The organism is Psychrobacter sp. G (genome assembly GCF_000418305.1).
In the GTDB taxonomy this organism is placed as follows: Bacteria; Pseudomonadota; Gammaproteobacteria; order Pseudomonadales; family Moraxellaceae; genus Psychrobacter; species Psychrobacter cryohalolentis.
In genome coordinates this window covers 2,493,765-2,506,575 of the sequence record NC_021661.1, presented here as the reverse complement: position 1 = coordinate 2,506,575, position 12,811 = coordinate 2,493,765, and the positions used below count along the sequence as shown (strand labels likewise).

At 42.7% G+C, this 12,811-nt stretch carries 11 protein-coding genes; 5 read left to right on the top strand and 6 right to left on the bottom strand.

The window, feature by feature from the left end; all coding sequences use genetic code 11:
- Positions 1-101 precede the first annotated feature (101 nt).
- The gene (locus PSYCG_RS10480; protein ID WP_020444172.1) at positions 102-398 is read left to right on the top strand and encodes a hypothetical protein; all 297 of its coding nucleotides are present in this window, start codon (positions 102-104) and stop codon (positions 396-398) included.
- An 83-nt stretch (positions 399-481) separates the two neighbouring features.
- On the opposite strand, the gene PSYCG_RS10475 is transcribed toward PSYCG_RS10480, so the two are convergent.
- The 6 genes from PSYCG_RS10475 to gmk form a co-directional block, all read right to left on the bottom strand.
- Positions 482-1,672: a cation diffusion facilitator family transporter gene (locus PSYCG_RS10475; protein ID WP_020444171.1), complete on the bottom strand. Its 1,191-nt coding sequence runs from the start codon at positions 1,670-1,672 to the stop codon at positions 482-484.
- Between the two features lie 196 nt (positions 1,673-1,868).
- Entirely contained in the window at positions 1,869-4,250 is a 2,382-nt protein-coding gene (locus PSYCG_RS10470; protein ID WP_020444170.1) for a primosomal protein N', read from the bottom strand.
- Positions 4,251-4,313: 63 nt separating this feature from the next.
- The gene (locus PSYCG_RS10465; RefSeq protein ID WP_011514323.1) at positions 4,314-4,694 is read right to left on the bottom strand and encodes a RidA family protein; all 381 of its coding nucleotides are present in this window, start codon (positions 4,692-4,694) and stop codon (positions 4,314-4,316) included.
- 167 nt (positions 4,695-4,861) lie between these two features.
- Positions 4,862-7,048 (bottom strand): RelA/SpoT family protein, encoded by a 2,187-nt coding sequence (locus PSYCG_RS10460; protein ID WP_020444169.1) that lies wholly within the window; start codon positions 7,046-7,048, stop codon positions 4,862-4,864.
- A 345-nt stretch (positions 7,049-7,393) separates the two neighbouring features.
- Positions 7,394-7,654, bottom strand: coding sequence for a DNA-directed RNA polymerase subunit omega (gene rpoZ, locus PSYCG_RS10455; RefSeq protein ID WP_011280985.1), 261 nt, complete (start codon positions 7,652-7,654; stop codon positions 7,394-7,396).
- 187 nt (positions 7,655-7,841) lie between these two features.
- Positions 7,842-8,468: a guanylate kinase gene (gmk, locus tag PSYCG_RS10450; RefSeq protein WP_020444168.1), complete on the bottom strand. Its 627-nt coding sequence runs from the start codon at positions 8,466-8,468 to the stop codon at positions 7,842-7,844.
- Between the two features lie 254 nt (positions 8,469-8,722).
- Here gmk and ispH point away from each other — a divergent pair, with 254 nt between their 5' ends.
- From ispH to PSYCG_RS10430, 4 genes are all read left to right on the top strand, one after another.
- The gene (gene ispH, locus PSYCG_RS10445) at positions 8,723-9,679 is read left to right on the top strand and encodes a 4-hydroxy-3-methylbut-2-enyl diphosphate reductase (protein WP_011514320.1); all 957 of its coding nucleotides are present in this window, start codon (positions 8,723-8,725) and stop codon (positions 9,677-9,679) included.
- A gap of 42 nt (positions 9,680-9,721) precedes the next feature.
- Complete coding sequence (locus PSYCG_RS10440) at positions 9,722-9,967, top strand: hypothetical protein (protein ID WP_020444167.1); 246 nt, start codon at positions 9,722-9,724, stop codon at positions 9,965-9,967.
- 65 nt (positions 9,968-10,032) lie between these two features.
- Positions 10,033-10,848 carry a thioesterase family protein gene (locus PSYCG_RS10435; protein ID WP_020444166.1) on the top strand — a complete coding sequence of 272 codons (816 nt, stop codon included), beginning with the start codon at positions 10,033-10,035 and terminating at the stop codon, positions 10,846-10,848.
- A 311-nt stretch (positions 10,849-11,159) separates the two neighbouring features.
- Complete coding sequence (locus PSYCG_RS10430) at positions 11,160-12,704, top strand: catalase (RefSeq protein WP_020444165.1); 1,545 nt, start codon at positions 11,160-11,162, stop codon at positions 12,702-12,704.
- Positions 12,705-12,811 lie beyond the last annotated feature (107 nt).

Sequence of the window (12,811 nt, the reverse complement as noted above, 5' to 3'; positions counted from 1 at the left end):
ATGCACTATAGAGATATTTCATTTTGCTATATTTGATTACTATTAATCGCAAGATAGGGCATTAAATATGGCTTAAATGAAAAAATAGAAAGAGAAGACTTATGAATAATACTCTAGAAAATAAGCTTGCTATACTTAATCGCCTTAGCTTATTAAAAAATATTGGAAAGATACTAATAAGAATTATAGGTGCAGGATTGGCACTTATAGTTGGACTTTGGCTAATAATGGCATCGAATATGGGACCCGCTTATTTGCCTCATATCATGAATGGTGACTTGGATTTTTGGATTCGCATGACTTTGCTAGGAGTGGGATTGGGTATTTGGATAAGCATTGCCGTATGGTTATTGTGGCTTATACTGTGTTATTTTCATGATTTCATTAGACATCATTAACAATTGACGATATTTTAATAATTAATGACGTCTAGATGACTGGCAGCTTTTTTTAAACCAGACTTTTTCAATGACAAACTATTTTAATGATTGTGCCCGATATGGTTATTCTCTGCTGGTCGCTCTGAGATATTGCAGACTAGGGCATCGCTATGGGTACTCGTTTGTGGGTGTGCCGCACTTTCTACCTGAATAGTAGCGTGATGGATGCCGAGCTCAAGCAGGCTTTGTTCTAGACTGCCAATCAATATACTGGACTCATGAATACTCATTTCACCATCGACGACCACATGACAAGATAAGGCGTTTAAACCACTGGTAATACTCCAAACATGTAGGTCATGCACTTTTTGCACCTGCGGGTGAGCAAGAAGTTTTTCTTCGACATTCACTAGAGAGATACCTTCTGGCGTCCCTTCCATTAAAATATGTACAGAATCGCGCACCACACGGTAGCCACTAAATAAAATAAGTATTGCCACAATTACGGACGCTACTGCATCTGCCCATACCCAACCAAAACTCATCATTAATAATGCGGCGATAATGGCAGCCACTGAACCCATTAAATCACTTAATACGTGCAAATAAGCACTTTGCATATTGAGATTGACCGGCTCTTTGTCATCCGATGTTTTGACCGTTGCTGTGCCTTCATTGGCTCCATGATCATGACCGTGAGTATCGCCACTACGGCTACCTCGGTGCATAAGCCACGCAACCAAAATATTGATCAGCATACCGATAGTGGCGACGATAAGCATGCCTTGGGTCGCAATTTCAGGTGGCGAATTAAAGCGTTTAATGGCCTCATAAAAAATCATTAGCGCAATAATGACAAGTGTAGCCCCATTCACAGAGGCAACTAAAATCTCAAAGCGTTTATAACCGAACGTTTTTTGATGAGTAGCTGCTTTTTCCCCAATTTTAAATGCCATTAAGGTGGCGCCAAGTGCTATCGCGTCACTCAGCATGTGACCGGCATCGGACAATAATGCCAAACTGCCAGTGAGCCAACCGCCGATTGCTTCTACAAACATGTAGCCTGTAATGATCAAAAAACTTATCAGTAAAGTGCGCTGATAGCCTTTGGTATCTCGCGTGGCGACTGTTTGCTCTAGATGTTCATCATGATCGTGGCTGTCTTGATTCCTATAAGCAGTATTACTTTTTCCACCACTTTCCTCACCTTCCTCAACGTGTCCATGCGTATCAGCCGGTATACTCTGATGAGCATGGTCGTTTTTTTTAGAGTTTGGATGGTCTGGATTCATAACAACACTCAATTTTGCTGATAATGGATTTGATGCTCAATATTTACTCTACATAAGGTAGAGTGGTTTTTGATAACAATGATCAACTTGTTATTATAAATTTATCATAGTCAAATATTAGAAACTGTACTGACGAAGTAAAGATAAAGGAGTAATGCGACAAATGATTATGCTAGCAATAACTCGCAAATTCTCATTACCAGCCGACAGGATCAATATCTAAAGTAAGCTTAAGATATTTAGCGCTCGGTAGGGTAAGGACGGGTTGCCACCAATGATTTAAAACATGATGCAGTTGCTGCCGATCCTTGGCCAATAGCAAAAGCTGGGCATGATAGCGACTGTTCTTTTTACTCATGGGCGCATCGATAGGACCAAGAACGGCTAAATTGTGCCCTGTTGGCAGAACGGCAATGGCATCTTTGAGTGCTTGTGTGGTGGCAGCAAGGGTTTTACCTTCGCAGCGTATCAGCGCAGCATGACTATGAGGGGGCAGTCCCATTGTTTTACGCTCTTGCAACAGCTCACGAGCAAAAGACAAATAACCGTCTTTCACCAATTTTAATAATAACGCATTGTCCGGTTGCAGCGTTTGAATCAATACCCGTCCGGATTTATCCCCGCGTCCTGCACGCCCTGCTACTTGGATCATCAATTGGGCAGTATGCTCTGGCGAGCGAAAGTCTGCAGACAAAAAGCCACGATCAGCGTTGGGTAAGCAAACGAGCGTGACATTGGGAAAATGATGACCTTTGGCAACCATTTGTGTACCGACCAATATGGCAGGATTTCCTTCATTAATACGCTGATAGATATTTTCCCAGCTGTCTTTACGCCTAGTGGTATCACGATCAATTTGAATAATGGGATAAAGCGCTTTACTGGTTTGCGGATTGGCAAAGATAGCGTGCAAATTTTCGCTTAGCCTTGTTGTTCCCATCCCTTTGGCATCTAGATTTTGACTGCCACAATCAGGGCATACAGTCGGAATATAGGCTTGCCAATCACAATGATGGCATTTTAAATAAGAGTTGCTGGAATAATTGCTACGCTGGGCTTGATTATTATAATGAACGGTTAAATGCGCGTCGCAGCGCGGACAATCTGCCTGCCAACCACACGCCTCGCATAATAAAACAGGCGCATAGCCGCGACGGTTTAAAAATATCAAAACTTGATCGCCAGCTTCTAGGGTTTGCCTTATGGCGCCGATAAGCACATCCGTCAGTCCGGTATCATAGCGCGCGCCATCATCTTGCGTTTGCTGATGAGTACTTTGCAAGCGAGCATCAATCAGCTGCATGGGCGCAGGTTTAGCATTGCCAGGGCGCGTCGATAATTGACACTCTACTAGCTTGCCCTCATCGACTAATTTTAAATGTTCAAGAGAAGGGGTAGCCGTACCAAGGACCACCGGTATTTTGGCTTGGAATCCTCGATAAAGTGCGACATCAGCAGCATGATAGCGCAAGGTATCCTGCTGTTTATAGGAGCCATCATGCGCTTCATCAACGATAATTAAGCCTAAATCTGCAAACGGATATAGTACTGCCGAACGCGTACCAATAATGATTTGTGCGTGACCCGTACGGCAATCTTGCCAACCTTGCAATCGATGAGTGTTATTTATACCAGAATGTAGCAAGACGATATGCGCAGCGAAGCGACTGGCAAAACGCGCACGCGTCTGCGGTGTTAACCCAATCTCAGGCACTAAAATAAGCACTTGCTTGCCAGCCTCTAATACTGCTTGCATGGCTTGTAGATAGACTTCAGTCTTGCCACTACCGGTAATGCCATTTAATAAAAAGCCCGTGTAGCATTTGGATTCATGTGCAGCAACAATCGCTGCAACGGCAAGCTGTTGCTCCTCATTAAGATCAAGGGGCATTTTTGCCAATTTGACAGGAGTAGGTGCTTGTTTTGGTTGAATATAGCGCTCAATCAAACCCTTATCTTCTAGTTTTTTTAAAAAAGCACGCTCCATACCTTCTAATAGTAGTACATCTTCACTTGCACCATGTTGACCATGTAGCTTTAGCATATCAAACTGCTGCTTTTGCTTTTTGGCGTTAGTACGAAAGTCGTCATCAGTGATATGTGGCAGAATCCGCCAATGGGTAATGAGTAAATCTAGTGGTTTACCTTGACGAACCAACGTGGGCAAGATGACCGCTAACACCTCACCAAGCGGATAATGATAATAACGAGCAAGCCAATAGGCGAGCTTTAGCATGCTGTTATCTAAAATAGACTCAGCATCTAAACACTTATTAATGGGTTTCAGCTTATTGAGTGGTACGCTGGTATCCACTTGCGCAATATGAGCAACCACGATTCCGATTAAAGTCTGACGACCAAAGGACACCTCAACACGACTGCCAATTTGCGGCAGTTGTATTGAGCTATTGTTTGGCGAAGCATTTGGCAAAGCACTTATATCGGACGGTAGGCTATAGTCAAATACCCGATAAAGGGGCACGGGCAGAGCAACTTGTACCAACATAAAAAGGCTTCGCAGTTTGATTAAGTCAATATGAAATAAAAATAAAGAGGGAGAGATGAATAAGCTTAGCATGAGGCTAAGCTTATGGTGACTCAATATGAAATATTGTTATTCAAGCAGTATTGAATATCTAACTTATTCAATATAGAGAATAGACTCAATTTCGACCACGCCACCTTTAGGCAATGCCGCTACTTGCACCGCTGCGCGGGCAGGATAAGGTTCAGTCAAATTAGCCATAAATACTTCGTTTAATGCTGCAAAATCATTTAAATCAGTTAACGATACATTGAATTTGACCACGTCATTTAAGCTGCCACCAGCAGCTTCACAGATGGCTTTGATGTTTTCAAATACTTGCTTCGCTTGTGCATCAAACCCTTCTTTTAGTTCCATGGTGATAGGGTCAAAACCTAGCTGACCTGAAATATAAACAGTATTGCCAACTTTTACCGCTTGTGAGTAAGTGCCAACGGCTGCAGGTGCTTTATCCGTTTGGATGGTTTGACGTGTCATGATATATCCTTATCATATTTTTTTGGTGTTTGATGTGCTAAAGCTATTTTCTAAAAGTTAGTAGAAGTGTTTAGCACGATTAAAAGTTTTACACATTTCAAAATCATCTATGTGTTAAGAGATAATTTAAAAGGCATATATTTTAACAGTTATGATGATAAAAGTATTTATAGTTGATATAAACGCATAATATTGGGGAAACCAAGTAAGGAGCGTAGTTCACGAATACCTTGGGCTAAGTGATTGCGACTACGAACAACAATATGAATGATAGTATCATTGCTACGTACGTCGACCTTTTCAACCCCTATATTTAACTGCCGCAGATTATAAATAACTTTACTGATTTGCTCGTCGCTCAGTGCTATAGACAGTTTTAAATAAGCAGGAAAACGAATTTTATTATCGTGATCTTCTGAGTCACTTTGCTTGATCGCCTTATCATTGCGCCAACGTAATTGGATGACTTGATAGGGATTGTCTTTACGAATATCGTCTAGTGAAAAGCACTTATGTCGATGCACGACCAGACCATGACGGGATAAATGTCCAACGATAGGATCACCATAAATCGGATGGCAACAATTGGCAAAATCAAGCTCAACGCCTGAAGCATTGACGATCAGTTGCTGTGGTTGGGTCATGTCATCGATACGTTCTTGCGATTGGATATCACAGACTTCATCGCTAAACAAACGCGTGACCACGAGTTGCGGTAACAACGTACCGGAGCTTATTTGCTCAAATAGCGCTGATTTCTCAGTCAGTCCACGCCATTCTGTTAGATTCTTCCAGTCACTATCGGTTAGATCGTCCAAGCTTTTTTGATAAGTTTTCAGTGCGCGATCTAGTGCTTGTCTACCATGGTGCTGCTTATCAGCCGCCGATAAATCTTTGAACCAACGCAAAATCTCTACACGGGCTTTATTAGTAACCACAAACCCAAGCCATTCTGCTTTTGGCTCAGAATGGCTATTAACCTCGATTTCTACTAACTGTCCATTTTTGACTACCGTCCCAAGCTTGGCATGTTTTTTATCAATATTAGCGCCAACCGCGACATTGCCAACCATCGGACCAACAGCATAAGCAAAGTCTAGCGCAGTCGCACCTTGTGGCAACTCATAAGCGCGACCTTGCGGGCTATAACAGATAATTTTGCTAGAATGCAGGTAATCCATCAGCTCATTAATGGTCGATACCGCGGCGGCAAAATCAGGGTTGCCTTCGTTTAAACAGTCCTCATCGACCAAATCTTTCATATTGCGTAATGACGCCTGAATGACTGATTGACTGACATCAGAGGCATGCTCTGCACCAATGACACCAAGCCTTGCGGCACTTTGCATCTGCTTAGTCAAAATCGTTACTTTAACAAAATCATTGTCACGCTCATAGATAAGCGTCAGCGATTGATTGCCGCCAGGTAAAGGTCTGCGGATATTGTCCGCGATATGACTGTCCGCAATTTGATATTTTTTAATGAGATAGTAGGCAAGTTTGTCACAAGCTTCGATATTATCTAGCACAATCTCAAACGCGTAATGGCGTAGCAGTGCATTAATCTCGCCGCGATTACGGAAAAATTGCCGGAAGATAACCACGCGATTGTCTAAGACTTTAACCATGCCATCAAGATCAAGATTATTGAGGACAATACTTAAATAACGATGAATGGCTTCTCTCTGAAAGTTGCGCCCAAGCCCATGTTGTAGCAATTTATCAGAGATCTTGTTATACATCTCAGAGTTAAGATTGCGATAACAAAGTACCTCGATATAATCAGCAATATCGTTGAGACCCATGAGCCGTGCAAAGGGCACATAAAAGTCTAAAGTTTCTTGCGCGGTGGTACGTTGTTTTTCAGGACGTACCGCATCTAGGGTCGACATATTGTGCAAACGGTCAGCAAGCTTGATAATCAATACACGTGGGTCTGCGAGGGTAGCCGTCAGGATTTTATGAAAGGTCGCCGCTTTATTTTCTTGTTTATTATGCGTCGATGATTTTAATTTGGTCACACCATCGACCAGCCTAGAAACCACTTTGCCATAACGCTGTTCTATCTGCTCATCGCTCACTTCCGTATCTTCAACCGTATCATGCAAAATTGCCGCAATGATGGTATCTCGATCTAAGCGAAAGCCAGCTAGTATCTCAGCGACCGCAATCGGATGCGTGATATAAGGCTCTCCTGACTTGCGCTTGTCTTTAATATGCGCAACATCACCGAACTCACAGGCATCAACAATATCACGGCGTTCAGCGCCCGTGAGGTAACCTACTGAACGCAGCAGATTATATTGAGCGTCATCAACTAATGGATGACTGAGTTTGGGCAAGTTTTGAATCATAAAGTCACGATCCTATGTTCTTTTACCTGCTTAAATGATGATTTAGCAAGGTAAAGAATGGCTGAATAAATGCTGAGCTATTGATATAGAGCTTAAGAATAAAGCTGAAAAATGGGCAGACTACCCTCTAATTAATCGTAAATCGCCGCCAATGTCAACCGCTAAGCAATAAGCTAATGTAAAAACTGGAGAATTCTTACTTAAGGTTAGGTTTTAAAAGCCAAACGGCTACTAAAACAGTAAAGCCAGTATCATTACAACCAAAAAACCACAGCCTATGCTGTGGTCTCTATCGTCAGTCAATACTCGTATGCTTGCTAAATTCATACTTTGTACGGTAATTTATTAGAAGCTATGATCGCCTGACAATGCTAGATCTAACGAGCTAGTAGCAAAGTTATGCTCTGGCTGATTTAAAATATCACGGGTAATTTTACCAGCAGCGATTTCACGTAATGCCAATACTGTTGGCTTGTCGTTATCAACATCAACCAACGGCTCTGCGATGCCTTTAGCTAACTGACGTGCGCGCTTGCTTGCGACCAGAACCAGCTCAAACCGATTATCAACATTATCCAAACAATCTTCAATCGTCACTCGTGCCATAAATAGCTACCTCGGTTGTTTTTACTGGTTGCGAGCATGGCGCGCCACTCAATAAAAATAATATCAAAAATATAAAAGGGGATAGCTAGACATTATAGCATTTTTTTGCTTGCAGGCGTAATTGCTTTTTGCTTGTCTGCTGATAACTATTTTCAAGATGAAGCATTAAGGCAAATCAACGCCACATTTACTCGTCTACTGTATTGTTAAGTAGATTGGTAATCGTGCGCTGATAACGCTGCTGTTGACGCTTTAGAGTCTGTCTATCGGCAACGATAATTGCTTTAAGCTCAGTTAAAGCAACCTCAAAACTGTCATTAATAATGACATAGTCAAAATTGACGTACTGCGCCATCTCATTAACAGCACCAGCCAAACGCTGCTCTATCACCTCCATACTGTCCTGTCCACGCGTTGATAAGCGTTGACGTAAAGTGGCGATACTTGGCGGTAAAATAAAAATCATGATGGCATCGGTAAAGATCTTTTTGACTTGCAGCGCGCCTTGCCAATCAATCTCCAAAATTACATCGACACCAGCGTCTAGTTGCGCGCGTACACTTTGCTCTGAGGTGCCATAATAATTGCCAAATACTTCGGCATGTTCTAAAAACTGACTTTCACTGATGGCTGTCACAAACTTATCAACGTCAGTAAAATGATAATGATGACCGTCAATCTCGCCTGGGCGCGGCTCACGAGTGGTGTGTGAAACACTGACAGTCAAGTCATTGGTGGTGGCAAGTAGCTGCTTAACCAAGGAGGTCTTGCCTGTGCCAGAAGCGGCAGTGATAATAAATAATGAACCTGTCATACAGTGTGTCCTAGTGAATTGTGTCTTGATAAATAAATAAAAGTATTCGAATTAATATAAAAGGCTGGTAAAAATAAAAAACACCATCATGTATGGTGACAAAAGTAGTAATCGATGCCTCATTATAAACTGCTTTAAAAGCAAATTATGCTAAAGTAGGGTATCGTTTTTATCCCAACTTTTGAATAAAAGTTTCGGTGGCTTAAGCTTTAAGCCTAGGCTTTTATATAAATTATCTAATGATAGGTCTTCTTATGCAAATTTATCTTGCCAATCCACGTGGATTTTGTGCTGGTGTGGATCGCGCGATTGCGATTGTCAACGAAGCACTGTTACGTTTTGAGCCACCCATTTATGTTCGTCATGAAGTGGTACATAACAAGTTCGTGGTATCCGACTTGGCCAATCGCGGTGCTGTTTTTGTGGAAGAGCTACATGAAGTGCCAGACGGCTCTATTGTTATTTTTTCCGCTCACGGGGTTTCAAAAGCTGTAGAAGATGAAGCAGAACGTCGTGATTTGACGGTGTTTGATGCCACTTGTCCTTTGGTCACTAAAGTACATATCGAAGTCGCTAAATTTGCGCAGGATGGTATGGATGCGGTATTGATTGGACATGCGGGACATCCTGAAGTAGAAGGCACTATGGGACGCTTTAACCATCGTCATGGCGGACAGATTCATCTGGTTGAAAACGAGAGCGATGTTGAAGCTTTGAGCGTACAAGATGCTGAGCGCTTAGCATTTGTGACCCAAACGACCTTATCGATGGATGATACCGCGCGCGTTATTGATGCGCTACGTGAAAAATTCCCAAGCATTCAAGGTCCACGTAAAGACGATATCTGTTATGCCACCCAAAATCGTCAAGATGCGGTCAAGGATTTAGCGGGTCGCTGTGAGGTGGTCTTGGTCGTTGGCTCACCAAACTCATCAAACTCAAATCGTTTGCGTGAATTGGCAGAGCGCATGAATTGCCGCGCGTATTTGATTGATAATGCCACTGAAATGAATAAGAGCTGGTTCGATGGGATACAAAGTGTGGGCGTGACTGCGGGTGCTTCAGCGCCTGAAGTATTGATTCAAGAGGTACTACAGCAGCTGCAAAATTGGGGTGGTGATTTGCCAAGTGAGCTGTTGGGTATTGAAGAAAATGTCACCTTTAGCTTGCCAAAAGCTTTACGAATTCCAATGACGCAAGTTGGCAAATAAAATAAGCAGGCTTTGTATATAGCGCCAGATAGGTCACATAAAATGAAACAGCAGAAAAAAAGATTTGTCTTGGCAGAAGCTAGCCTTGATGAGATCAATAAACAATTAAAAATTAATACGTTTACGATTGTCATCCTGATAGGGATGCTGATGTTAAATGCAACCCAGTTTATGAGAGATTACAGTCTGTTATATGGCGCGCTTATCGCCATTATGGCTTTCTTTCTATTTGTAATGGCTAAAAGTCGCACACTGCTGACGGTACAAAAGCAAGCCCTTATGCGCTAAACAAAGAAAGACTACCTTTCTTTTATACCTAATCAATCTATTTTAAAAAGAATCCGAGGACATTCATGTCAGCTTATTACACTTTTATAAAACGTGAGCAGCAAGCAGATGGTAGTAGTGTTGCTTATTATCAGCCAACGAAGCATGCGCAAGGCGCTTGGAACGAGCATGAGCAACATATGGCGCCAGCCACCGGCTTGCTCACTGCCGAATTACAAAGTTTTATACCACAAGAAAATATGCGCATTGCTCGTATCAGTTTAGATATTTTAGGGCTGATACCGCTTGACGATTTTATCGTGACTACGCGATGTATCCGTCCGGGTAGGACTATTGAGCTTATCGAAGCAGTGATGAGCAGTCGTGGTCGCGATGCCATCATTGCGCGTGCATGGCGCTTGATTACTCAAGATACCAGTGTCATTGCAGGGCTTGAAGATCAAAAATCCATATATAAGCCTGAAGCGTTACCCGCTTGGGATGGTATGAAAGGTTGGCCCGGCGGTTTCATTGAAAGCGTACGTTTGGTAGCTGAACCTAATCGTCGTCCTGGTAAAGGTATGGTATGGATGACCAATGATATCGACATGGTAGAGGGTATGCCTACCCATGACATGGTGCATTTATTGGGCATGGCCGATACTGCCAATGGGGTTGTACCAAGGCTTGGACTGGGGATGGCAAAACTGGAATGGATGTTCCCCAATACTGATTTGCAAATTCATATGCACCGCGCGCCGCAAGGTCGCTGGCTTGGAATCGAAGCCGTGCAGCAATACGGTGCTGATGGCATAGGGATTAGCAGCGCTATATTACATGATACGCAAGGACCTTTTGGTCGTAGTGAGCAAATTCTGACTATTCGTCCCATGCCGCGCTAATGCAAAGATGTATCCAATAGGTAGTCATTGTTTGAGATCGCTCTATGAATGAAAAGCATTTGGATGAGTTAGACAATATTTTGAGTAATTCTGAAAAACAAAACGAAAGCATGTAATTAATTAATTATACAAATCAATACTAATCGGTTGTAATGGTGTCTAACGAGGCAAGATTACTGTGTTTACAGGTTACTATGAATAAAAATAGCCGTTTTTCAGAAACATTTACAACTATTCTGGATATGTTATTAGAGGCTTATTCAGAATAGGTTTTGTACTTTCATCCATTTGCTATCCAAAGGAATATGATTATGAGCGACAACAACAGTAATAATAGCAGCGATAAAAAATGTCCTTACGCCCCGACCCAATTGACGATGAGCAACGGCGCACCAGTTGCAGACAATCAAAACAGTCTCACTGCAGGCAAGCGTGGTCCATTATTAGTACAAGATATCTGGCTAAATGAAAAGCTAGGCAACTTTGCCCGTGAAGTGATTCCAGAGCGCCGTATGCATGCTAAAGGTTCTGGCGCATTTGGTACTTTTACTGTGACCAATGACATCACTAAATATACCCGTGCGGATATTTTTAGCAAAATTGGTAAGCAAACTGAGATGTTCGCTCGCTTTAGTACCGTCGCAGGTGAGCGCGGCGCGGCTGATGCCGAGCGTGACATTCGAGGTTTTGCTTTGAAATTCTACACCGAAGAAGGTAATTGGGACATGGTGGGTAATAATACGCCTGTGTTCTTCTTACGTGATCCGCGCAAATTCCCAGACCTAAACAAAGCCGTCAAACGTGATCCACGTACCAATATGCGTTCAGCGACCAACAATTGGGACTTTTGGACTTTATTACCTGAAGCATTACATCAAGTCACCATCGTTATGAGTGATCGCGGTCTGCCAGCATCGTATAGAAGTATGCATGGTTTTGGCTCGCACACGTATAGTTTTTGGAATGAGGCCAAAGAACGTTTCTGGGTCAAATTCCATTTCCGCACGCAACAAGGCATCAAGAACTTGACCGATGCAGAAGCGGCAGAGGTGGTTGGTTCGGATCGTGAAAGTCATCAAAAAGACTTGTACGATGCCATCGAAAATCGTGATTTTCCAAAGTGGAAAATGTATGTGCAAATCATGCCAGAAGCTGAGGCGGATACCGTTCCTTATCATCCGTTTGACTTGACCAAAGTATGGCCAAAAGGGGATTACCCACTGATCGAAGTGGGTGAGTTTGAATTAAACAAAAACTCTGACAACTACTTTGTCGATGTGGAACAAGCAGCATTTGCCCCAAGTAATTTAGTACCGGGTATCAGCGTTTCACCGGATAAAATGCTACAAAATCGCTTGGTTAACTATGCCGATGCTCAGCGTTATCGTGTTGGTGTCAATCATCAGCAAATTCCGGTGAATAAGCCGCGTTGCCCTGTGATGAGCAATCATCGTGATGGTCAAGGACGTGTCGATGATAACTATGGCAGTCGCCCGCATTATGAACCAAACAGCTTTAGCCAGTGGCAAGAGCAGCCTGATTATGCTGAGCCACCATTAAAAATTGACGGCTATGCGGCGCATTATGATTTCCGTGAAGACGATAGCGATTATTTCAGTCAACCGAGAGCGTTGTTTAATTTGATGAGTGCTGAGCAACAACAAGTGCTATTTGAAAACACAGCGAACAATATGGCGGGTGTGCCGGACTTTATTCAGTATCGCCACATTCGCAACTGTAACTGGTGTGATGCCGCTTATGGCGAAGGCGTTGCCAAAGCATTAGGTTTAACGGTTGAAGATGCAATGGCAGCCCGTGATTCGGATCCTGCTCGTCATTTGCCTAGCTGCTTATAGCTGATAGGTTTATCTAAAAACGTATTACTAAATATACTTGCTAAATCTATTATCATTACAATGACACCGCCTCAGGAAACTAGGGCGGTGTTTTTTATTGAATCAAG